This window comes from Amycolatopsis sp. lyj-109, from assembly GCF_046548995.1.
GTDB lineage: Bacteria > Actinomycetota > Actinomycetes > Mycobacteriales > Pseudonocardiaceae > Amycolatopsis.
Genome location: NZ_JAJPWR010000003.1, coordinates 379,027 through 399,956 on the forward strand (window position 1 = coordinate 379,027; position 20,930 = coordinate 399,956).

The window sequence follows — 20,930 nt, forward strand, 5'->3', positions numbered from 1 at the left end:
GCGCAGGCTCCCTGGTAAGCACCCCGGAAGAAGTTCTCAGCCTGCTCTCAGTCCAGTCTCACTAGAACCATAAGGAACCCGGAGAGACTGAAATCCGAACACACGGGAACACCGTGCCGAGGGCCCGCGTTGGGTGGAGCAGACAGGAGAAACGCTGATGGAGGTGCCTGCTCCCGCGATGCAGAACGCCGTTGCCGACACCGGGGCCCAGCCCGTGACCCTGGACGAGGCCGCTTGGACGCCGCCGTCCTGGGACGAGGTCGTGCGCGAACACGGCGACCGGGTCTACCGGCTCGCCTACCGCCTGACCGGTAACACCCACGACGCCGAGGACCTCACGCAGGAGACCTTCATCCGGGTCTTCCGCTCGCTGGCGTCCTACAAGCCCGGTACGTTCGAGGGCTGGCTGCACCGGATCACCACCAACCTGTTCCTCGACATGGCCCGCCGGCGCTCGCGCGTCCGGATGGAAGGCCTGCCCGAGGACACCGACCGCATCGTGGGCGACGACCCGAGCCCCGAGCAGGTCTACTCGGACACCCACCTGGACCCGGACCTGCAGGCGGCGCTCGACGACCTGCCCCCGGAGTTCCGCGCCGCCGTCGTGCTGTGTGACGTCGAAGGGCTGTCGTACGAGGAGATCGGCGCGACGCTGAATGTGAAGCTGGGCACCGTCCGCAGCCGGATCCACCGTGGGCGTCAGGCGCTGCGTGCGTCGCTGGAGCGTCGTCGCGCTTACGCACCGCAGTCTGCGAAGGTGACGGTATGACCGCACCGCGAGGCTGGGCACTCCCCGAGTCGCACCTGCTGCCGGACGTCGTGGTGGCGTTCGTCGACGGCGAGCTCTCCCACGGCGCACGCGACCGCGCGGGGTCGCACATCACCCGCTGCCCGGCGTGCGCGGCCGAGGTGCGCGCGCAGCGTCAGACGGTCGAGGCGATCCGCCGCGCGGGTGCGCCGTCGATGTCGGCCGGGTTCCTGGCGAGCCTCCAGTCGATCCCGCAGCACACGGAGCTGCCGAGCAGCCCGGACAACCTCGCGATCACGGCGGACGGCCAGCTGGTCGCGGTCCAGCGCCCCGACCGGGTCGCCGGCTTGCGCGACGCGGGCGTCCTGGGTGGTGTGGCGCCGTTGGGATCATCGGCCCCGCTGGGCCAGTCGCCGAATGTCCTCGGCGGCGGCCGCTTCAAGCGCCGCGCGGCGCAGGGGGCGGGCGTGGTGGTCTCGGGCCTGGTGCTGAGCGCGCTGGCCCTGGTGGGGACCTCGGCGGACGGTGACGGATCCCCGGAGACGGGCGGCGTGGCGCCGCAGCCGGCGAACCTGCTCCCGGCCCAGATGGCGGTCCCGCAGCAACCGGCCCCGGTTTCGACGCCGGCGAGCACGACCCCGGCGGCAGCTCCGGCGGGCATCCGCTGAGTGAACTTTGAAGGCCGCTGCGAACCCATTCGCGGCGGCCTTCGGTGTGTCCGGGCACGGCCGGGCCACGCCAGGCCAGGCCAGGCCACGCCGGGTCGCGGCTTCGGTGAGCTTCGTTGTGAGGGGCTGAGGGCGTTGGGGGCTCTCGCCGGTGTCTTGAATGACTCATTCCTGGCGTCGGAGGTCCTGAATGAGTCATTCAAGACGCTGCAGCACGGTGGGTCCCGACCTTCGTGACCCCGGCCGGAGCTGCCCAACCCCGGCCAGAGCTGCCCAACCCCGGCTCTGCCGCAGCCTCCACCCTCGCGGGGCAGGGTTCCGGCAACGCCGGTTGCCAGGCGGCCCTCCGCGGGTGGCCGAGCGCGTCGAGAACTGCACTCCGGAACCTTCCAGCGGCCAAGCCGGGGCAGCCACGGCCTGCCGACCTAGCCCCAGCCCCAGCCCAGCCCACGAGAAGCGACTTGCCGGCGCTGCCTCCCCGCGGGGGCGCCCCCCGGGTCCAGCGTATCGGCGCGGACCGACCAAAACCGCCGTTCACAGCCCCGCCGGGCCGTTTTGTCCACATCGCCGTCGCCCGGTGGACAGGTGGCTCAAGAAACAGCCACTTCACCCGTGGACCGGCAGACTCGGAGCATTGGGCTTGGGTATCGTCACGCCCAGCCACCTGATCTTCTGCACCGGGGAATGATGACCGAGCCGAACGTGAATCCCGAGCAGCCCGGCGCGCGTGAAGCCGACCGGCTGGGCCCGCGGCCGCTCGCGCGGCCGGCCGTCGATCCGGCGCAGGCCGCCGTGTTCGGCAGGCCGCAGGGCGTCGATGGTGCGTTCGACAAGCTCTACTCCCCGCAGAAGGCCAACGGCGTCAACCTCGCCCCGCCCGCGCCCGAGTCGCTCGCCGAGGCCTTCCGGCGGCCGCCCGGGGCCGAAGGGGTGCTGCTCGAACGGCCGCGGGAAGCCACCGGGGACGCGCCCGACGCGGAACCGCCCCTGTGGACCGGCATCCGCGATCCCTGGCGTGATCCCGGGGCCGCCGCGGTGCTCGCCGGGCCCGCCATGCCCGCCGAAGACGAGGAAAAGCCCGCCAACCGGCCGCCCGGTGCGCTGCTCAGCCTGCCCGAGGTGCTCTTCGGACGGCGGGTGCACCCGAAGGCGCTCGTCCTGCTCGGTGTCGTCGCGCTGCTCATCGGCGCCGCCGGGGGCGTCGTCGGGTGGTGGGCCGCCGACACCGGCACCGAGCTCACCGGCTCGGCCACCATCTCCGAAGCCGAGGCCGGCAAGGAACGCCCCGCCGGGTCCGTCGCCGAAATCGCCAAGCGCGTCGCGCCCGCCGTCGTCTCGCTCGAGGTGTTCAAGCCCGGCGCCGAATCCGGCGAGCAGGGCTCCGGCGTCATGATCGACCCGCAGGGCTACATCCTCACCAACGAACACGTCATCGCCTCCGCCGCCGCCGACCCGGGCGTCAAGGTCACGGCGGTCTTCATCGACGGCACCCGCACCGAAGCCAAGCTCGTCGGCGCCGACCAGAAGACCGACCTCGCCGTGGTGAAGGTCAACGTCACCAACCCGACCGTGCTGCAGATCGGCAAGTCCGCGGACCTGCAGGTCGGCGACACCGTGATGGCGATCGGCTCGCCGCTGGCGCTGCAGAACTCGGTGACCGCCGGCATCGTCAGCGCGCTGAACCGGCCGATCACCGCGGGCGGCGACAACGGTGCCCCGCCGGTCACCTACGAGGCCATCCAGACCGACGCCGCGATCAACCACGGCAACTCGGGCGGCGCGCTCGTCGACTCCACCGGCGCCCTGGTCGGTATCAACTCGTCGATCCGCTCGGCCGGCGCGGACGGCGGCAGCATCGGCATCGGCTTCGCCATCCCGAGCGACTACGCGATCAAGATCGCGAAGGCGCTGATCAAGGACGGCAAGGTCCAGCACGCCGACATCGGCATCAACGCGTCGTCGACGGTCGCCGGCTCGTCCACGATGGGCGCCCAGGTGAAGAACGTCGCACCCGGCGGCCCGGCCGCGAACGCGGGTATCAAGGAAGGCGACGTCATCACGAAGATCGGCAACCGGCTCGTCCGCGACTCCGCGGAATTGACGGTCGCGGTCCGCGCGCACGACGTCGGCGAGGTGGTCCCGGTGTCGCTGGCCCGCGACGGCGCCAGTTTCGTCGTCGACGTAACCCTGGCTTCCGACTGAGTTCCCGTGTTCGGCCTGCCGGAGCGCGGCGGGTGGCGGGTACCCTGGGCGGGTAGGTTCCGAGTGGAGGTAGACGGGTGTTCGAGAGTGTCGGATGGGGAGAGATCCTCGTCCTCATCATCGCCGGTCTGTTCATCCTCGGCCCGGAACGGCTGCCGGAGGCGGCGTCCTGGCTCGCGAAGAGCGTGCGCAAGGTCCGCGACTTCGCGACCGGCGCGAAAGAGCAGCTTCGCGAAGAGATGGGCCCGGAGTTCGACCAGCTGCGCAAGCCGCTGGAGGACCTCCGCGGGCTGCGCAACTTCGACCCGAAGCGGGTCGTGACGCAGCACCTGTTCGACGGCGACGCCGACCCGCTCGGCTTCAAGAGCATCACGAACGGCAGCAGCACCCCGGCGAACGGGACCAACGGTTCCAGCAGCTACCTGGCCGGCCAGACCCAGTCCGCGCCGGAGCCGCTCAAGCCGGGCGAGCGCCCGCCGATCGACCCGGACGCGACCTAGGCCCCACCGTTCAAGCGCCCCAAGGCGGCCTTGGTTGCGTCTGACGCACCGAAGGCCGCCTTGGTTGCGTCTGACGCACCGAAGGCCACATTGGGGCGCTTGGGGCTCAGCGGCCCGCGGGGGTCACGTTGAGCATCATCCCGGCCAGGCCCCGCGCCCGGACCGACAGCTTCTTCGCGACGTCGCTCAGCACCACCGAGGCCGGCGCCTCCGGCTCGGACAACACGATCGGCGTGCCCGCGTCGCCCTGGGCGACCACTCGCGGGTCCATCGGGACCTGGCCGAGCAGCGGGACCTCCGACCCGATCGACTTCGACAGCGATGACGCCACCGTCTGCCCGCCACCGGCGCCGAAGAGCTCGAGCCGGGAGCCGTCGGCCTGCTCCAGCCACGACATGTTCTCGATGACCCCGGCCACCCGCTGACGCGTCTGCAGCGCGATCGCCCCGGCCCGCTCGGCCACCTCGGCCGCCGCCTGCTGGGGCGTGGTCACCACCAGGATCTCCGCGTTCGGGATCAGCTGGGCCACCGAGATCGCGATGTCGCCGGTGCCCGGCGGCAAGTCCAGCAGGAGGATGTCCAGGTCACCCCAGAACACGTCCGCCAGGAACTGCTGCAGCGCTCGGTGCAGCATCGGGCCGCGCCAGATCACCGGGGTGTTGCCCGGGGTGAACATGCCGATCGAGATCACCTTCACGCCGTGGGACTGCGGCGGCATGATCATCGTGTCGACCTTCGTCGGCTTCTCGCGCGCGCCCAGCATGCGGGGGATCGAGTGGCCGTAGATGTCCGCGTCGACCACACCGACCGACAGCCCGCGGGCCGCCATCGCCGCCGCCAGGTTGACCGTCACCGAAGACTTGCCCACGCCGCCCTTGCCCGAGGCCACGCAGTACACCCGGGTCATCGAGCCCGGCTGCGCGAACGGGATCACCGGCTCCGCCGCGTCGCCGCGCAGGGATTTGCGCAGCTCCGTGCGCTGCTCGTCGCTCATCACGTCCAGCTCGACGCGGACGTCGGAAACGCCCGGGAGCTTCGAGACGGCGGCCTGCGTGTCGTTGGTCAGCGTCGCCTTGAGCGGGCAGCCCGCCACCGTCAGGTAGATCCCGACCGTGACCACGCCGTCGTCGCCGACGACGACGTCCTTGACCATCCCCAGGTCCGTGATGGGTTTCCGGATCTCGGGATCTTGCACGCTCTTCAGCGCGCTGCGGACGTCGTCGACGCTGGGGAGCTGCTGGGTGCTGGTCACCCCGTCCATGTTACGAGCCGGTAGGAGTACGGGACTTCCTGGGCTGGATGGACAGGTCCTCCCGCAGCCGGTCCAGCTCGCTGCGCAGGTAGTCGCGCGTCGCCACCTCGCCGACCGCCAGGCGCAGCGCCGCCAGCTCCCTGGCCAGGTACTCCGTGTCCGCCTTCGTCTGGGTCGCCCGGTTGCGGTCCTCCTCCAGGGAGACGCGGTCGCGGTCGTCCTGGCGGTTCTGGGCCAGCAGGATCAGCGGCGCCGCGTACGCCGCCTGCGTCGAAAACGCCAGGTTGAGCAGGATGAACGGGTACGGGTCCCACTGCAGCGAAACCGCGGTGATGTTCAGCACGACCCAGACGACCACGAGCATCGTCTGCCAGAACAGATACTTCCCGGTGCCGAGGAACCGGGCCAGCCGCTCGGACAGCCGGCCGAAGGTGTCCGGATCGATGTTCAGCCTGAACCGGGTCTGGCCGCGGGGCTGGTCGAGCCGCCGTCCCGAAGTCAGCTCAGGCACGGTCTTCCTCCAAGGTGTCGTGCAGCCCGGTCTCCCGCCAGTCCTCCGGCAGCAGGTGGTCGAGGACGTCGTCGACGGTCACCGCGCCGATCAGGTGGTCCTCGGCGTCGATGACCGGCCCGCAGGTCAGGTTGTAGGCCGCGAAGTACCGCGTGACCTCGGCGAGCGAGGCACCCGGCTGCAGCGGCGGCAGCCCGGTGTCGACGGCGCCGGCGACCAGCTCCGCCGGCGGCTCCCGCAGCAGCCGCTGGAAGTGGACGACGCCGACGTAGCGCCCGGTCGGCGTCGCGGTGGGCGGCCGGCAGACGAACACCATGCTGGCCAGCGCCGGCGGCAGGTCGGCGTTGCGGATGTGGGCGAGGGCTTCGGCGATCGTCGTGTCCGGGGTCAGCACCACCGGTTCCGGCGTCATCAGGCCGCCCGCGGTGTCCGACGAGTACTCCAGCAGCCGCCTGACCGGCGCGGATTCCTCCGGCTCCATCAGCTCCAGCAGCCGGCTCTGGTCGGCCGGGGCAAGCTCGGCCAGCAGGTCGGCCGCGTCGTCGGGGTTCATCGCCTCCAGGACGTCGGCCGCGCGTTCCTCGGCCAGGTAGGCCAGCAGTTCCTTCTGGTCGTCGTCCGGCAGTTCCTCGATGACGTCGGCGAGGCGCTCGTCGTCCATCGCGTCGGCGACCTCGTGCCGCCGCTTGAGCGGCAGGTCCCGCACGGTCGCGGCGATGTCGGCCGGGCGCATGGTGTCGAACAGCATGAGCAGCTGCCCGGCGCCCTGCGGCTGGCCGGTGAGGTCGGTCAGGCCGAGCCCGGCCACCTCCGGCCACGGCAGCACCTGCATCGGCGCGCGACGGCGGCCCAGCCCGACCCGCCGTTCGCGGATGGCCAGCTTGGCCAGCACCCAGTCGCGGGTACGGGTCGGTTCCATCCCGGCGTCGACGACGGTGATCCGCGTCTCCGACCCGGCCAGCGTGGCGTGCGCGTCGAGCAGCTGGCCGAGCACCAGGACCTCGTTGGGACGCTGGTTGAACTGGCGCATGTTGACCGAGCCGGTGGCGAGCGTCACCGCGGACGGCTCGATCGAGGTGACGCGCAGCATCGGCACGAAGACCCGCCGCCGGGTGGCCAGTTCGACGACCAGGCCGAGGATCCGCGGTGGCTGCGCGTCCAGGCGCAGGCCGGCGACCAGGTCGCGGACGCGGCCGATCGACTCGCCGTCGGGGCCGAATACCGGCAACCCGGACAGCTGAGCTGCGAAAACCCTGTTGACCCCGGCCATGCCGCTGACACTATCGGCTGGCTGCCCAGGGAGCGATTTCCGCCACTGTGACGAAGGCCGGGTCGTCGCTTTCTTCGCCGGAGTCGAGCTGCTCTTCGACCATCCAGATCCAGTTCTGCACCGCCCGCACCAGCGTCCAGGCCCGCGCTTTCGCGGCGTCCAGCTCCTGCGATGCGACGATCAGCGCGAACCGTTCGTCCAGTGTGGACTCGGTGAAGCGGTTCCAGAACAGCGGGATGACGCCCCACTCCAGGTCACCGGCGAGCGGCTTCGGGTCGATCACCAGCCACGGCTCGCGGGTGCCGGCCAGCACGTTCTCGAAGTGCAGGTCCTCGTTCACCAGCAGTTCACCCGCCGACGGCCCGAGCTCGCGGCAGATCGCGACGGCGTCGTCGACCAGCCGCTTCTCGAACGGCTCGCCGAGCTCGGCCCAGCGGCGGGGGAGTTCCTCGGTCAGCGACCCGGCTTCGGCGCGCAGCCGTCGCCGCATCGACGCCGGTGCGGGGACGGCCAAGCGCTCCGCCAAACCGCCGATGAGCGGGATCGCCGAGCGCAGCGGGAGGTCGTCGAGGGTGCGGCCGGCGTCGAGCCGTTCGAGCAGCAGGACGCCGTCGTCCGGCGCGGATTCCAGCAGCAGCACCGCACCCCGGCCGGCCCATGTGGACAGTGCGAGCGGCTCGTCGGCGGACTCCTCGTCGCGCCAGCCCAGTTTCAGCACCACCGGCGTGCCGTCGGGCAGGCGCGCGGGCTGCACCACGCCGACGTAGCCGTGCATCGCCTCGCCCTCGAACGTCAGGCCCCACTTCCGGGCGTACTCGGCGGCGAGCTCCGGCAGGGCGGCGAGCCACGGTACGGCGCCGTCGCCCAGCACCCGGGGCGCGCGGGCGGCGAACAGAGGGGGGATGCGAAGGTCGGTCACCACCCCAGCCTGTCAGTCGCGTCCAGTGCGTTTCGTCGGCTGCGCAGCGGGCGTACGCTGGGCTTTCAAGGGGAAACGCAACCCCGGGGAGCAGCCATGGTGGTGGAGATTCTCGGCATCGTCGTCCTCGCGGGCGGGGCCTGGCTCGCGTCGAGCGTGCGCGTGGTGAAGCAGTACGAACGCGGTCTGGTCTTCCGGTTCGGCCGGGTGCGGTCGCGGGTCGCGGAACCCGGCCTCAAGGTGCTGGTGCCGTTCGCGGACCGGCTCCAGAAGGTCAACATGCAGATCGTGACCATGCCGATCCCCGCCCAGGACGGCATCACGCGCGACAACGTCACGGTCCGCGTCGACGCCGTCGTCTACTTCAAGGTCATCGACCCGGTCGTCGCGGCGGTCAACGTGCAGGACTACCGGTCGGCGGTCGGCCAGGTCGCGCAGACGTCGCTGCGCTCGATCATCGGCAAGAGCGAGCTCGACGACCTGCTGTCCAATCGCGAGCGCCTCAACGAGGGCCTGGAGCTGATGATCGACAGCCCGGCACTGGACTGGGGCATCCACATCGACCGCGTCGAGATCAAGGACGTCGCGCTGCCGGAGGCGATGAAGCGCTCGATGTCGCGGCAGGCCGAGGCGGAGCGGGAACGGCGCGCGCGCGTCATCTCCGCCGACGGCGAGCTGCAGGCGTCGTACAAGCTCTCGCAGGCCGCCGCCCAGATGGCCGACACCCCGGCGGCGTTGCAGCTGCGGCTGCTGGAGACCGTGGTGCAGGTGTCGTCGGAGAAGAACTCGACGCTGGTGCTGCCGTTCCCGGTGGAGCTGCTGCGGTTCCTCGACGCGCAGACGCCGAAGCCGGCCGCCCCGGCCCCGAAAGCCGAGCCCGAGCCGGCCAAGCCGGTGGAGGCAGCGGAGGCGCAGCCGGAGGGGAACGGCCACGCGACGCCGTCGCCGCGCAGCCCCGGCGACGCGGTGCTGCCGGCGGCGGACTAGCACTGGTGCGCGTGACCTGGGGAAAGTCACCGTCTGCCGTGGCTGGCGGTCGTGAGTGGTATTTAGGGCTAGAACCCTAAATACCACTCACGACAAGCCGCGGCAGGACGCGCGACGCTAGTTGCTCAGGTAGCCGTTCGTGCCCAGGATGATCAGGGTGGTGAAGAACCCGACCCACAGCGCGACCACGACGTAGCCGACGATCACCGCGCCCGTCGCGATGCCCCGGCCGCCGCCTTCGCCGCGGTTCGTCTTGCTCAGCGCGATGTGGCCCATGATGATCCCGGCGAGCGCGGTGATGCCGGAGCAGAAGCCGAGGATCGAGCACACCAGGGCGCCGATCGCCAGCGCGTTGTCCTGCGTGCGCGGCGCCGCGTAGGGCTGCCCGTACGGCGCGGGCTGTCCGTACGGTGCCGGCGCCGCGTACGGCTGCCCGTAGGCCGGCGGGTACGCCTGCTGCTGGTAGGCCTGGGGGACCGGCTGTCCCGGGGCCACGAACGGCGTGCCGGGGATGTACGCCGCCGGGGTTTCGTACGCCCCGGGCGGCAGCGGGCCGGGCTGCTCCGCGGCGACAGTCACGTCCTCGGCAGCCGGGATCCCCGTCGGCGGGGTGTCGTCCGACGGTGTCGCCGCGGCGATCGTGGCGTCGGGCGGCGTCGGGTCGTAGTTCTCCGGCTGGTACGGCGCCGGGTCCGCGGGCGGCGGCGGGTCGTACTCCGTGGCCGGGTCGGCGGCCGGGCGGTCCTTGTCGCCGGACGGGTCGGTCATGACGGGTCCCCTCGGTGCGGGTGGGAAGCCAACGTGGGGGCGCCGCTCAGCGCCAGGAGCCGAAGAAGCCGAAGGCGGCGCCGATGACGACGAACGCGATGTTGAGCGCGATGCCCACGTAGCCCACGATGACCGCCGCCAGCGCGACGCCCTGGCCGTCCGCCTCGCCGCGCTTCGCCTTGCCGTGGGCGATGTGGCCCATGATGATGCCCGCGACGGACACCAGGAAGCAGAGGAAGAGGCCGAGGATCGAGCAGATCAGCGCGCCGATCGCGAGCCCCGAGCCTTCCCGCGGCCGGCCCGGCATTCCGGGGTAGCCGGGGGACGGCGGGTACTGCGGGTAGCCGCCGCTCGGGTACTGCTGGCCGTAACCGGGCTGCTGGTAGCCGCCCGAGGGCGGGTACTGCTGACCGTACGGGTTGTTCGGGTCCTGCGGATAAGTCATGATCTCTCCCCTCCTCGCGGCACTTTACGGGGCCGGACCCGCTGAGCGTGAGCGCCCTCATAGCAGGGTTGGGGCTTTCGGGTCATACTCACCGGTAACCCAGCGCCGGGAGCGGCGTCCTACTCCGGAAAGGGAGCCGTGATGGCCCGTCTCGCCCAGACCGCCGGCCTGACCGACGTGCAGTCGGAGATCCTCGCGACCGTCCGCCAGTTCGTGGACAAGGAGGTCATCCCGCACGCGCAGGAGCTCGAGCACGCCGACACCTACCCCGCCGACATCGTCGCCGGGATGAAGGAGATGGGCCTGTTCGGGATCACCATCCCGGAGGAGTACGGCGGGCTCGGCGAGTCGCTGCTGACCTACGCGCTGGTCGTCGAGGAGATCGCGCGGGGCTGGATGAGCGTGTCCGGTGTGATCAACACCCACTTCATCGTGGCGCACATGATCACCCGCCACGGCACCGAGGCGCAGAAGCGGCACTTCCTGCCGCGGATGGCCACCGGTGACGTCCGCGGCTCGTTCTCGATGTCGGAACCCGACCTCGGCTCCGACGTCGCCGCCATCAAGACCAAGGCCAAGAAGACCGATGACGGCTACGTCATCGACGGCTCGAAGATGTGGCTGACCAACGGCGGGTCGTCCAACCTGATCGCGCTGCTGGTCAAGACCGACGAAGGGGCCGAGAAGCCCCACCAGAACCTGACCACGTTCCTGGTCGAGAAGCCGGAGGGCTTCGGCGAGGTGGCGCCCGGGCTCACCATCCCCGGCAAGATCGACAAGATGGGCTACAAGGGCGTCGACACGACCGAAGCGGTCTTCGACGGCTACCGGATCGGCGCGGACATGGTCCTCGGCGAAGCGCCCGGCAAGGGCTTCGCGTACATGATGGACGGTGTCGAGGTCGGCCGCGTGAACGTCGCGGCCCGCGCCTGCGGCATCGCGATCCGGGCGTTCGAGCTCGCGGTGGAGTACGCCCAGCAGCGCAAGACGTTCGGCAAGGCGATCGCCGAGCACCAGGCCGTCGCGTTCAAGCTGGCCGAGATGGCGACCAAGGTCGAGGCGGCGCACCTGATGATGGTGAACGCCGCCCGCCTCAAGGACTCCGGTGCACGCAACGACGTCGAGGCCGGGATGGCGAAGCTGATCGCGTCCGAGTACTGCGCGGAGGTCACGCAGGATTCGTTCCGCATCCACGGCGGCTACGGGTACTCCAAGGAGTACGAGATCGAGCGGCTGATGCGCGAGGCGCCGTTCCTGCTGATCGGCGAGGGCACCAGCGAGATCCAGAAGACGATCATCAGCCGCGGCCTGCTGCGCGAGTACAAGTCCCGCTCCTGACCCGGCCCAACTTCGTGAAGGCCACCTTGAGGAACTTCAAGTTCCTCAAGGTGGCCTTCACGAAGTTCGATGGAATGTCGATACGGCGACAAAAGCGGTCGGGCCTTTCGGGGTAAGCGGCTCGCACGGTCCGGGCGTTCTTGACAAGATGGACGCCCGGACCCACGAGTGCGCAGGTGATGATGTGAGTAGTCCCTTTGGCGGGGGGCGGGCGCCCGGTGGCCTGCCGCGGCTGCCGACCCCGCCGACCGGCTGGCCGATCGGGTCGTACGCGACCTACGGCGAGGCGCAGAAGGCAGTCGACTTCCTCGCCGAGAGCGAGTTCTCCGTCGGCGACGTCACGATCGTCGGCGTCGACCTGATGCTCGTCGAGCGCGTGATCGGGCGGCTCACCTGGGGGCGCGTGCTCGGCACCGGCGCGGTGTCCGGCGCGTGGTTCGGCCTGTTCGCGGGGCTGCTGCTCGGGCTGTTCGTCAACCAGGGCTTCGCGTTGCAGGTGCTGACCGGGGTCGTGCTCGGGGTGCTCTCCGGGCTGATGTTCGCCGCGATCGGATACAGCATGTCGCGGGGTCGCCGCCGGGACTTCTCCTCGGCGAGCCAGCTCGTCGCCGGCCGCTACGACGTCCTGTGCCAGCCGCGCTCGGCCGAGCAGGGCCGGGAACTGCTCGCCAAACTGGCCCTTAAGCCGCCGTCCGCGAACCCCTGAAAAACCCCACCTTTACCAGGGAAGAACCACGATTCGGCGCGCGGTGCACTGGATCGTTACCGATACTGCTTGCGGGGTGTGATCGCCCGGCATAAGTTGGCCGACACCAGTCGGGCGGCCTCGCCCCACAGCGCGGCGGCCCGAGCACTAGCACGTCGGGGTGCTGGCGCGGTTTCGCCTCATCGCGTCGCGGTGCCCACCGGGTACCGCGATAACCGGCGTGCACGCGGGTGAGGAGGCCTGATGGGGAAGAGGATCGGCGCGGGCAAACGAGGACGTTCGCCCGGCCGCACCGCCGTCCTGCTGGGGGCAGGGGCATTGGTGACCGGCATGCTCGCCGGTTGCGCGACGAGTTCCGGGCTCAAGATCAACGTTTACATGTCTCCCGAGGACAATTTCCAGAAAGTTGTCGACGGCTGCAACGTGAAGGCGGCCGGGAAGTACGAGATCGTCTACAACAAGCTGCCGCGCGGGGCGGACGACCAGCGGCTGCAGATGGCGCGCCGGCTGGCCGCGGGCGACACCGCCATGGACATCCTGGGTCTCGACGTCACGTGGGTCTCGGAGTTCGCCGAAGCCGGCTGGGCCGAGGAATGGACCGGCCAGAACAAGGTGGAGGCGTCCCAGGGTGTGCTGCAGGGGCCGCTGGACACCGCGACCCACAACGGGAAGCTGTACGCGGCCACGAAGAACACCAACGTCCAGCTGCTCTGGTACGACGACCGGGTCACGCCGGAACCACCGGCGACCTGGGACGAGATGATGCAGCAGGCCCAGCAGCTCAAGGGGCAGGGCAAACCCTACGAGATCGTGTTCACCGGCGCGCAGTACGAAGGCCTGGTGGTCTTCTACAACACGCTGGTCGCGTCGATGGGCGGGCACATCCTGTCCGACGACGGCAAGTCCGTGGTGGTGGACGAAGGCGCCGTGAAGGCGTTGGAACTGCTCAAGAAAGTCTCGACCTCCGGGCTCACCGACCCGTCGCTGAGCAACATGAAGGAAGACGACATCCGGCAGGCGTTCCAGCGTGGCCAGGCCGCGTTCCAGCTCAACTGGCCGTACGTCTACGCCGCCTACGCCAAGGACAAGAAGGCGGACCTGCCGCACTTCAAGTGGGCGGTCTACCCGGCGGCCGCGCCCGGCATGCCCGCGCGGACCACGATCGGCGGGTTCGACCTGGCGGTGAGCACCTATTCGGAGCACAAGCCGGAGGCCTTCGAGGCGGCGTTGTGCCTGCGCAGCCCGGAAAGCCAGAAGATCTCCGCGATCAACGACGGCGTGCCGCCGAGCATCGAATCGGTGTACCACAACGACGTCCCGCTCGACCCGGGCAAGCCGGCGTCGGACGACAACCCGAACATGGCGAGCAAGTACCCGATGCGCGACGCGATCCTCGCCGCGCTGAAGACCGCCGCGGTGCGCCCGCTGACCCCGGCGTACCAGAACGCCTCGACGGTCATGTCGAAGATCCTTTCGCCGCCGTCGGACATCGACCCGCAGGCCACCGCGGCCAAGCTGCGGGAGCAGCTCGGTGACGCGCTCCAGTCGAAGGGAGTGATCCCGTGACCGTCCAGGACTCGACCCCGGCCGGGGCCACGGTCGCCGAGGAGGCGACAGCCCGCAAGCAGGGCAAACCCGTCCTCTCCGAAGGGAAGAAGGCCGAGCGGCGGCTCGGGCTGTGGCTGTGCGCGCCCGCGTTCATCGTGATGATCGCGGTCACCGGCTACCCGATCCTCTACTCGATCTGGCTGTCGCTGCAGCGGTACGACCTGCGGTTCCCGTCGCAGCAGGAGTTCGTCGGCTTCGACAACTACGGCGCCGTGCTGTCCAGTTCGTACTGGTGGACGGCGTTCGGCACGACGATGTTCCTGACCGTCGTGTCGGTGGCGATCGAGTTCGTGCTCGGCATGGCGCTGGCGCTGATCATGCACCGGACGCTGGTCGGGCGCGGCCTGGTCCGCACCGTCGCGCTGATCCCGTACGGCATCGTCACGGTCGTCGCGGCGTTCTCGTGGTACTACGCGTGGACGCCGAAGACCGGCTACCTGGCGAACTTCCTCTCCTCCGACGCGGCCCCGCTGACCGACCAGTGGCCGTCGCTGTTCATCATCATCGGTGCCGAGGTGTGGAAGACCACGCCGTTCATGGCGCTGCTGCTGATGGCCGGCCTGGCGCTGGTGCCCGAAGACCTGCTCAAGGCCGCGTCGATGGACGGCGCGACCGCGTGGCAGCGGTTCACCAAGGTGATGCTGCCGGTGATGAAGCCGGCGATCCTGGTGGCGCTGCTGTTCCGCACGCTCGACGCGTTCCGCATCTTCGACAACATCTACGTGCTCACCAACGGCGCGCAGGACACCGGATCGGTGTCCATGCAGACCTACGACAACCTGGTCAAGGGGCTCAACCTGGGCATCGGGTCGACGATGGCGGTGCTGATCTTCATCACGGTGGCGATCATCGCCTTCCTCTTCATCAAGGTGTTCGGCACGGCCGCACCGGGTTCGGACAACGGGGGTAAGCGCTGATGGCGATGGGAACCGTCACGACGGGCCGCAAGGTCAGGTGGGGCCTCGTCGACATCCTCGTGCTGGTGTTCGCGCTGGTGCCGGTGCTCTGGGTGGTTTCGCTGTCGTTCAAGACCAAGGACACGCTGACCGACGGGGCGTTCATCCCGCAGTCGTGGACCTGGCAGAACTACGCGGACATCTTCCAGACGTCGGAATTCCTGCTGGCGCTGGTGAACTCGATCGGCATCGCGATCATCTCGACGGTGATCGCGGTGGTGCTGGGCACGATGGCCGCGTACGCGATCGCGCGGCTGGACTTCCCCGGCAAGCAGGTGCTCGTCGGGCTGTCGCTGCTGATCGCGATGTTCCCGCAGGTGTCGCTGGTGACGCCGCTGTTCAACATCGAGCGGAACCTGGGGCTGTTCGACACGTGGCCGGGGCTGATCCTGCCCTACATCACGTTCGCGCTGCCGCTGTCGATCTACACGCTGTCGGCGTTCTTCCGGGAGATCCCGTGGGAGCTGGAAAAGGCGGCGAAGATGGACGGCGCGACGCCGGCCCAGGCGTTCCGCCGGGTGATCGCGCCGCTGGCCGCGCCGGGCGTGTTCACCACGGCGATCCTGGTGTTCATCTTCTGCTGGAACGACTTCCTGTTCGCCATCTCGCTGACGTCGACCACGGCGTCGCGCACGGTGCCGGCGGCGCTGTCGTTCTTCACCGGGTCCTCGCAGTTCGAGGACCCGACCGGGCAGGTGTGCGCGGCCGCGGTCGTGATCACCATTCCGATCATTGTGTTCGTCTTGTTCTTCCAGCGTCGCATCGTGGCGGGGCTGACCTCCGGTGCGGTGAAGGGGTAGCGCTATGGCAGAGATCGTGCTCGACAAGGTGTCGAAGAAGTACCCCGACGGCGCCCTCGCCGTGTCCGAAGTGGACATGACGATCGGGGACGGCGAGTTCCTCGTCCTGGTCGGCCCGTCCGGCTGCGGGAAGTCCACCATGCTGAACATGGTGGCCGGGCTGGAGGACATCACTTCCGGTGAGCTGCGCATCGACGGCAAACGCGTCAACGAGAAGGCCCCGAAGGACCGGGACATCGCGATGGTGTTCCAGTCCTACGCGCTCTACCCGCACATGAGCGTCCGGGAGAACATGGCCTTCCCGCTGCGGCTGGCCAAGGTGGACGACAAGACCGTGCGGGCGAAGGTCGAAGAGGCGGCGAAGATCCTCGACCTGACCCAGCACCTGGACCGCAAGCCGGCCAACCTCTCCGGTGGCCAGCGCCAGCGCGTCGCGATGGGCCGGGCGATCGTCCGCAACCCCAAGGCGTTCCTGATGGACGAACCGCTGTCCAACCTCGACGCGAAGCTCCGCGGCCAGATGCGGACGTCGGTGTCGAAGATCCAGAAGCAGCTCGGCACCACCACGCTGTACGTGACGCACGACCAGACCGAGGCCATGACGCTGGGCGACCGGGTCGTGGTGCTGCGCGGCGGGTTCGTGCAGCAGATCGGTGCGCCGCAGTTCCTCTACGACAACCCGGCGAACCTGTTCGTGGCCGGCTTCATCGGCTCGCCGTCGATGAACTTCGTCCCGGCGACGCTGGAGAACAACGAGCTGCGGAGTGCGCTGGGCACGACGCCGCTCACGGACCGCGTCCGGCAGCTGGTGGAGCGGGCGGACGCGCCCCGCGACGTCATCGTCGGTATCCGGCCGGAGCACTTCGAGGACGCGGCGCTGGTCGAGGCCGGGCAGAAGACGGGCGGCGGCACGTTCACCGCGCACATCGACGTGCTCGAGTCGATGGGCTCGGAGAAGTTCGCCCACTTCACCGTGGAGGGCGAGGCCGCCACCGCGGCGGAGCTGGCCGAGCTGGCCGCGGACAGCGGGTCCGCGGACGTGCCGGGCGCGGAGTCCCAGATCGTGGCCCGGTTGTCGGCCGAGTCGTCGGCGGCGGAGAACGCCGACCTCGAGGTCTGGTACGACGCGGACAAGATCAAGCTGTTCGACCCGTCGAACGGCAAGAACCTCACCTACGAGGACTAGGCAAGTTCGTGAAGGCCACCTTGAGGAACTTCAAGTTCCTGAAGGTGGCCTTCACGGCTTTCCGGGGGCCGGGAGCCGGGGGAAGACCGACGTCGCCGCGGTGCGGGCCAGTGTGCACGTGCCGTCGCCCGCCGTGCCGGCCGTCTCGACCACGCTGATCTCGGCCAGTTCGCGGCGGCCCGGCAGGCTCGGGGCCGGCTGGGTCGTGTCGACCAGGCAGAACGCACCGGCCACCCGGACGCGGGCGGCACGGCCGCCGAGCTTTTCGACCGGTCCGGCCGGCTCGGTCGTCTCCACCGTCAGCTTGAGGCTCACCTTGCCGCGGATGCAGCTGTGCCCGGACAGGCCGATCGTCGGCCGGCTGCTCGGGCCGGCGGCGTCGTCGAGGTCGTGGTTGTCGAGCGGGACGCACGGCGCCACCCGGCCCCACGAGCGGTCCGCGAAGGTCAGCCGCTTCACCTTGCGCGCGGTGATCGCGGCCAGCGCCGAGCCGACGGCGGCGTCCGCCACCCCGCAGCGGGCGGCCTGGTCGCCGGCGTCGTCGGTGACCGACAGGTCCAGCCGGTTGCCGTCGGCGAAGGTGATCGCGCGGGTGCAGGCGCTGCGGTCGTTGAACATCGACTGCTGGATCGCGACGCCGTCCGGCAACTGCCCGAGGTAGGCGTAGGGCTTGATGTTCGGGTCGGAGTCGAAGGCCAGCGGCCCGACGAGGATCGTGCGCGGGCCGGCGGTGGCGTGGCAGTCCTCGAACGTCGGCACGACGACCGCGCCGGGCGCCACCTCGGGCACGTCCAGCAGGCTGCAGAAGTCGATGCTGCCGAAGTCGCCGAGCGCGTCGGCGGCGGTCAGCGGGGTGGGCCCGGAAGTCGGCTCGGGCGCGGCCTGGGTGGTGGCGCAGCCACCGGCGAGGAGGGCGCAGAGCATCGCGACGGCCAAGCATTTCGGACGCGGGTACACGGGGTGCAAGTATCACCGCATCGCGCGGAAAAACCACCCCTGACGGGGACATCTCTCAATCTTTTCTTGCCGCGCGGCAAGAAAAGGCAGCTCAGGCGGTTCCGGGTGCACGGGCGCGGGTTTTGCCGGTCATCTGAACTATTTTCGGCTTTGCCGTCCCCTAAGGGAGCGATCCATCCCGCGAGCGATGCGGAAGCGGGTACTCCGGTGGTGAAGTAGCGGTATCGGAAGTTCGAGGAAAGGGAAACGACGATGAGCGCACCGGTCACCCGCAGGCTGTCCCGCCCCCGTCACGGCCGCATGATCGGCGGCGTCTGCGCGGGCTTGGCCCAGCGGTACGGCATGAAGCCCGGCACCGTACGGCTGCTGGCCGTGCTGTCCTGCTTGCTGCCGGGGCCGCAGTTCGTGGCCTACCTGATCATGTGGGCGGTCATCCCGTCCGAGTAAACCCGTTGGCAGGTAAGGGAAATGTCGTTACGCTGCGGCGATGACGACCAGGGGGACGTGGCGCGCGGCCTTGCACGAGCTGACGGGGCCCGATTGGGACGACGCGTTCGTGCGGTTGTCCGGAACACTCGTGCCGGCATCGGGGCGGTGGAACCCGGAGGCGGCGGACGCTCTCCCCGAGCTGCTGGACTACGTCGCGAACCAGGGCGCCGCCGAACGGCCCGAGGTGCTGGAGCTCGTGTACCGGCTCGCCCACGCCGCCCGCGAGACGGCGGACGAGCGCTGGTCCGCCGCGCGGGCGGACGCCGTGCCGAGGCTGCTCACCCTGCTCGACGACCCGGTCGGCGGCGTGCGGCTGATCGCCGCGCTGGTGCTGGGCGAGCACCCGGATCCGGCCCTGCTGCGCGCGCTGCTGGACCGCTGGCCCGGCGAGAAGAGCGAGCAGGTCCGGGTGGGGCTCGTGGCCGCGATCGGCGAGCTGGGCGGCGAAGACGTGCTGCCGTGGCTGGCCGAGCGGACCGAAAGCGACGCGATCGCGGCGGCGGCCCTGACCGCGATCGCCCGGACCACCGGCGACGGGCCGATGGACCGGCTCGCCGACCTGATGTGCGGTGACATGTCGGCCTTCGCGGGCCTGCCCGCCTACGGGCCGTCGCCCGCCGTCCACTGGGTGGCCGGTCAGCTGTCCCCGCGGTCACGGGCGGCGGTGCTGGTCGCGCTGGCCACCCGCCCGCGCCGGCGCGAGGCGGCTCTGAGCGTGGCGGCGGCCGAGGTCGCCGACCGGCCGTCGGCGGCCGAAGCGCTGCGCCCGGTGTTCGGCGCGCTGCTGGACTCACCGGAGCGGGGCACGGCGGCCGCGGTGCTCGGCTGCCTGGCACCGGCGTCGGCGGAGTACGCGGACCGGCTCTTCGCCCTCGCGGGCGACAAGACGCTTGCCGGCGACGACGAGGTCCGCGACTACGCGTTGTGGGCGTTGCTGCGGCTCAAGGACCGGCGGTGCGTGGCTCCGCTGCGGGATCGGTTCGGCTCGCGAAGGAACCTGCTCTCGACGGTCGGCGGTGGTCGCTTCGAGGGCTCCTGGAGCACGCACAAAGCGCCCGGCGCGCACGAAATGCTCATGGACGCGCCGGAGTTCGCGCCCGACTTCCTGCCGTGGGTCTGCCGGACGCTGGACCGCAGCACCCACCGGTTCACGGTGTGGCCGTTGACCGAGCTGCTGCAGGCGTGGGGTCCGGCGGGCGCGCCGGCGGCCCGGCACGTGGCCGCGCAGCTCGACGCCGCGGACCCGCTCACCGTGGAGTGGTGCGCCGACACCCTCGCCGAGATCGGCGCCGACGACGAACTGTCGACGGTCGCCTTGAAGAAGGCCGCGAAACACCGGAGGCTGCCGTGGGCCGCGCGTTGCGCCGCGGCGACGGCTCTGGCCCGGCTCGGCGGTGACTCTTCGCTCGCGGTGAAGCTGCTCCGGCCCGGCCTCGAGAAAGGCGACGTGCAGGCGGTCGCCTGGGCGGCTTCGCTGGGGACGCTGGGCGCGCCGCTCGAAGGCGTATTGCGCGCTTTCCAGGCGAAGGGGCCGCGCGACCAAGTGGCTGTGGCGTACGCGACCGCGCGGGTCACCGGAGACGTCGGAATGGCGCTTCCGGTGCTGTTGCGCGCGCTGACGGACGTCGACCCCGTGCACATCGGATGGCCCGCGATCGACGCGATGCGGGCCCTGGCGAAACTGGGCCCGCTGCCCGCGGAGGTCGCGCCGGTGCTGCGGGAGCTGCTGGCCAGGGACGCGCGATTCTCCTCGTCGGGCGGCTGTGACCTGTACCGCAACGACGAGACCTTCCGCCGGGACGCGGCTCGCGCGCTGGCGCACTGCGCCGGCTGAACCGGGTCAGGGGCGCCAGCAGGACATCGCTTCGTCGACCTCGCGCTCGCTGAGCGGCGGGTGGGGCAGCGCCGACGGCTTGCCGGGCTCGGCGCGGAGCCCGTCGAGCAGCATGGCGAGGGAACGCCGCCAGAGGTCCGGGTCCACCGCGCAGGTGAACTCCACCACCGAACCGATCATCATGTGCACCATCGCCATGTCCGACGGGGCGAAGTCCGGCCGCAGCCCGCCGGCCGCTTGGGCCCGCTCGATGAGCTGTGTGATCAACGGCACCATGCGGGCTTTCTTTTCGGCGACGTGCTCGTGGCCGAACTTGTTGGACAGCATGATCTCGCGCAGCCCACGGTCGGTGGAGTGCAGCTCGGCCGCCTTCCACGTGAAGTCGACGAACGCCTGCCACGCGTCATCGGCCTTCAGTGACTTCACGGCGAGATCGCCGATCTCCTCCATCCGCTCGGCGAACATGGCTTCGACCAGGTGTTCCTTGCTGGGGAAGCGGCGATAGACCGTGCCGACGCCGAGGCCGGCGTGGTGGGCGATGTCGTCCAGCGTGGCTTCGAGCCCACGCCGGCCGAACACTTCGCGGGCCGACGCCAGGATGCGACGGCGGTTGAGTTCAGCGTCACGCCGCAGCGGCCGCGCCGGTGCGGCGGGACCAGCGTCCCGTGCCATGTCCCCAGTCTAGCTCGTGAAGTAGAGGCGGCATCTCCGGTTGTTGTGTACCTTGGGTCGCGTAAGGGGAGATACCTACTCCACATAATCTTGTGATCACCTTCTGTGAGGACA

General features: G+C 70.2%; 21 protein-coding genes. 13 read left to right on the forward strand and 8 right to left on the reverse strand.

What is annotated here, in order from left to right; all coding sequences use genetic code 11:
* Window positions 1–157 precede the first annotated feature (157 nt).
* From sigE to tatB, 4 genes are all read left to right on the forward strand, one after another.
* Window positions 158–769: an RNA polymerase sigma factor SigE gene (gene sigE / locus ACLJQF_RS09215; RefSeq protein ID WP_410607796.1), complete on the forward strand. Its 612-nt coding sequence runs from the start codon at window positions 158–160 to the stop codon at window positions 767–769.
* Window positions 766–1,416 (forward strand): anti-sigma factor family protein, encoded by a 651-nt coding sequence (locus ACLJQF_RS09220; RefSeq protein ID WP_410607797.1) that lies wholly within the window; start codon window positions 766–768, stop codon window positions 1,414–1,416. Before sigE ends, ACLJQF_RS09220 begins: the two co-directional genes overlap by 4 nt.
* Window positions 1,417–2,100: 684 nt before the next feature.
* Entirely contained in the window at window positions 2,101–3,618 is a 1,518-nt protein-coding gene (locus tag ACLJQF_RS09225) for a S1C family serine protease (protein ID WP_410607798.1), read from the forward strand.
* Window positions 3,619–3,695: 77 nt separating this feature from the next.
* Window positions 3,696–4,118 carry a Sec-independent protein translocase protein TatB gene (gene tatB / locus ACLJQF_RS09230; protein WP_410607799.1) on the forward strand — a complete coding sequence of 141 codons (423 nt, stop codon included), beginning with the start codon at window positions 3,696–3,698 and terminating at the stop codon, window positions 4,116–4,118.
* Window positions 4,119–4,224: 106 nt separating this feature from the next.
* Here tatB and ACLJQF_RS09235 read toward each other — a convergent pair whose 3' ends face one another.
* Genes ACLJQF_RS09235 through ACLJQF_RS09250 form a run of 4 tightly spaced genes read right to left on the reverse strand, consistent with a single transcriptional unit; the run spans window position 4,225 to window position 8,073 of the window.
* Window positions 4,225–5,370, reverse strand: a complete 1,146-nt coding sequence (locus ACLJQF_RS09235) for an Mrp/NBP35 family ATP-binding protein (RefSeq protein WP_410607800.1) — start codon at window positions 5,368–5,370, stop codon at window positions 4,225–4,227.
* A 10-nt stretch (window positions 5,371–5,380) separates the two neighbouring features.
* Complete coding sequence (locus tag ACLJQF_RS09240) at window positions 5,381–5,881, reverse strand: DUF1003 domain-containing protein (RefSeq protein ID WP_410607801.1); 501 nt, start codon at window positions 5,879–5,881, stop codon at window positions 5,381–5,383.
* Window positions 5,874–7,151, reverse strand: coding sequence for a magnesium transporter MgtE N-terminal domain-containing protein (locus tag ACLJQF_RS09245; RefSeq protein WP_410607802.1), 1,278 nt, complete (start codon window positions 7,149–7,151; stop codon window positions 5,874–5,876). Before ACLJQF_RS09245 ends, ACLJQF_RS09240 begins: the two co-directional genes overlap by 8 nt.
* Before the next feature lie 10 nt (window positions 7,152–7,161).
* On the reverse strand, window positions 7,162–8,073 hold the full coding sequence (locus ACLJQF_RS09250; protein ID WP_410607803.1) for an aminoglycoside phosphotransferase family protein: 912 nt from the start codon (window positions 8,071–8,073) through the stop codon (window positions 7,162–7,164).
* A 93-nt stretch (window positions 8,074–8,166) separates the two neighbouring features.
* Between ACLJQF_RS09250 and ACLJQF_RS09255 the strand changes: the two genes are divergently transcribed.
* Complete coding sequence (locus ACLJQF_RS09255; protein WP_410607804.1) at window positions 8,167–9,057, forward strand: SPFH domain-containing protein; 891 nt, start codon at window positions 8,167–8,169, stop codon at window positions 9,055–9,057.
* A 117-nt stretch (window positions 9,058–9,174) separates the two neighbouring features.
* On the opposite strand, the gene ACLJQF_RS09260 is transcribed toward ACLJQF_RS09255, so the two are convergent.
* Window positions 9,175–9,825 (reverse strand): DUF4190 domain-containing protein, encoded by a 651-nt coding sequence (locus ACLJQF_RS09260; RefSeq protein ID WP_410607805.1) that lies wholly within the window; start codon window positions 9,823–9,825, stop codon window positions 9,175–9,177.
* A 46-nt stretch (window positions 9,826–9,871) separates the two neighbouring features.
* Complete coding sequence (locus ACLJQF_RS09265; protein ID WP_410607806.1) at window positions 9,872–10,270, reverse strand: DUF4190 domain-containing protein; 399 nt, start codon at window positions 10,268–10,270, stop codon at window positions 9,872–9,874.
* A gap of 141 nt (window positions 10,271–10,411) precedes the next feature.
* Here ACLJQF_RS09265 and ACLJQF_RS09270 point away from each other — a divergent pair, with 141 nt between their 5' ends.
* From ACLJQF_RS09270 to ACLJQF_RS09295, 6 genes are all read left to right on the forward strand, one after another.
* On the forward strand, window positions 10,412–11,608 hold the full coding sequence (locus tag ACLJQF_RS09270) for an acyl-CoA dehydrogenase family protein (protein WP_410607807.1): 1,197 nt from the start codon (window positions 10,412–10,414) through the stop codon (window positions 11,606–11,608).
* A 148-nt stretch (window positions 11,609–11,756) separates the two neighbouring features.
* Complete coding sequence (locus tag ACLJQF_RS09275) at window positions 11,757–12,314, forward strand: general stress protein (protein ID WP_410607808.1); 558 nt, start codon at window positions 11,757–11,759, stop codon at window positions 12,312–12,314.
* 243 nt (window positions 12,315–12,557) lie between these two features.
* Entirely contained in the window at window positions 12,558–13,880 is a 1,323-nt protein-coding gene (locus tag ACLJQF_RS09280) for an ABC transporter substrate-binding protein (protein ID WP_410607809.1), read from the forward strand.
* Window positions 13,877–14,839, forward strand: a complete 963-nt coding sequence (locus ACLJQF_RS09285) for a carbohydrate ABC transporter permease (RefSeq protein WP_410607810.1) — start codon at window positions 13,877–13,879, stop codon at window positions 14,837–14,839. The genes ACLJQF_RS09280 and ACLJQF_RS09285 overlap by 4 nt, the downstream gene beginning before the upstream one ends.
* Window positions 14,839–15,678 (forward strand): carbohydrate ABC transporter permease, encoded by an 840-nt coding sequence (locus ACLJQF_RS09290; RefSeq protein WP_410607811.1) that lies wholly within the window; start codon window positions 14,839–14,841, stop codon window positions 15,676–15,678. The genes ACLJQF_RS09285 and ACLJQF_RS09290 overlap by 1 nt, the downstream gene beginning before the upstream one ends.
* A gap of 4 nt (window positions 15,679–15,682) precedes the next feature.
* Window positions 15,683–16,864 carry an ABC transporter ATP-binding protein gene (locus tag ACLJQF_RS09295; protein WP_410607812.1) on the forward strand — a complete coding sequence of 394 codons (1,182 nt, stop codon included), beginning with the start codon at window positions 15,683–15,685 and terminating at the stop codon, window positions 16,862–16,864.
* A gap of 51 nt (window positions 16,865–16,915) precedes the next feature.
* Here ACLJQF_RS09295 and ACLJQF_RS09300 read toward each other — a convergent pair whose 3' ends face one another.
* Entirely contained in the window at window positions 16,916–17,821 is a 906-nt protein-coding gene (locus tag ACLJQF_RS09300; RefSeq protein ID WP_410607813.1) for a hypothetical protein, read from the reverse strand.
* A gap of 252 nt (window positions 17,822–18,073) precedes the next feature.
* Between ACLJQF_RS09300 and ACLJQF_RS09305 the strand changes: the two genes are divergently transcribed.
* Both ACLJQF_RS09305 and ACLJQF_RS09310 read left to right on the forward strand, forming a co-directional pair.
* The gene (locus ACLJQF_RS09305; RefSeq protein WP_285988455.1) at window positions 18,074–18,268 is read left to right on the forward strand and encodes a PspC domain-containing protein; all 195 of its coding nucleotides are present in this window, start codon (window positions 18,074–18,076) and stop codon (window positions 18,266–18,268) included.
* Window positions 18,269–18,308: 40 nt separating this feature from the next.
* Window positions 18,309–20,144 carry a HEAT repeat domain-containing protein gene (locus ACLJQF_RS09310; protein WP_410607814.1) on the forward strand — a complete coding sequence of 612 codons (1,836 nt, stop codon included), beginning with the start codon at window positions 18,309–18,311 and terminating at the stop codon, window positions 20,142–20,144.
* 6 nt (window positions 20,145–20,150) lie between these two features.
* On the opposite strand, the gene ACLJQF_RS09315 is transcribed toward ACLJQF_RS09310, so the two are convergent.
* A complete protein-coding gene (locus ACLJQF_RS09315) occupies window positions 20,151–20,816 on the reverse strand; it encodes a TetR/AcrR family transcriptional regulator (RefSeq protein WP_410607815.1) in 666 nt (221 codons plus the stop codon).
* Between the last annotated feature and the right edge of the window lie 114 nt (window positions 20,817–20,930).

Bases quoted from the DNA above. Each gene is read 5' to 3' on its own strand.
- ACLJQF_RS09290 (WP_410607811.1), top strand. From the start codon at position 14,839: ATGGCGATGGGAACCGTCACGACGGGCCGCAAGGTCAGGTGGGGCCTC.
- ACLJQF_RS09225 (WP_410607798.1), top strand. From the start codon at position 2,101: ATGATGACCGAGCCGAACGTGAATCCCGAGCAGCCCGGCGCGCGTGAA.
- ACLJQF_RS09270 (WP_410607807.1), top strand. From the start codon at position 10,412: ATGGCCCGTCTCGCCCAGACCGCCGGCCTGACCGACGTGCAGTCGGAG.
- sigE (WP_410607796.1), top strand. From the start codon at position 158: ATGGAGGTGCCTGCTCCCGCGATGCAGAACGCCGTTGCCGACACCGGG.
- ACLJQF_RS09220 (WP_410607797.1), top strand. From the start codon at position 766: ATGACCGCACCGCGAGGCTGGGCACTCCCCGAGTCGCACCTGCTGCCG.
- ACLJQF_RS09310 (WP_410607814.1), top strand. From the start codon at position 18,309: ATGACGACCAGGGGGACGTGGCGCGCGGCCTTGCACGAGCTGACGGGG.
- ACLJQF_RS09245 (WP_410607802.1), bottom strand. From the start codon at position 7,151: ATGGCCGGGGTCAACAGGGTTTTCGCAGCTCAGCTGTCCGGGTTGCCG.
- ACLJQF_RS09265 (WP_410607806.1), bottom strand. From the start codon at position 10,270: ATGACTTATCCGCAGGACCCGAACAACCCGTACGGTCAGCAGTACCCG.
- ACLJQF_RS09305 (WP_285988455.1), top strand. From the start codon at position 18,074: ATGAGCGCACCGGTCACCCGCAGGCTGTCCCGCCCCCGTCACGGCCGC.
- ACLJQF_RS09280 (WP_410607809.1), top strand. From the start codon at position 12,558: ATGGGGAAGAGGATCGGCGCGGGCAAACGAGGACGTTCGCCCGGCCGC.
- ACLJQF_RS09260 (WP_410607805.1), bottom strand. From the start codon at position 9,825: ATGACCGACCCGTCCGGCGACAAGGACCGCCCGGCCGCCGACCCGGCC.
- ACLJQF_RS09275 (WP_410607808.1), top strand. From the start codon at position 11,757: ATGGACGCCCGGACCCACGAGTGCGCAGGTGATGATGTGAGTAGTCCC.
- ACLJQF_RS09255 (WP_410607804.1), top strand. From the start codon at position 8,167: ATGGTGGTGGAGATTCTCGGCATCGTCGTCCTCGCGGGCGGGGCCTGG.
- ACLJQF_RS09295 (WP_410607812.1), top strand. From the start codon at position 15,683: ATGGCAGAGATCGTGCTCGACAAGGTGTCGAAGAAGTACCCCGACGGC.
- ACLJQF_RS09315 (WP_410607815.1), bottom strand. From the start codon at position 20,816: ATGGCACGGGACGCTGGTCCCGCCGCACCGGCGCGGCCGCTGCGGCGT.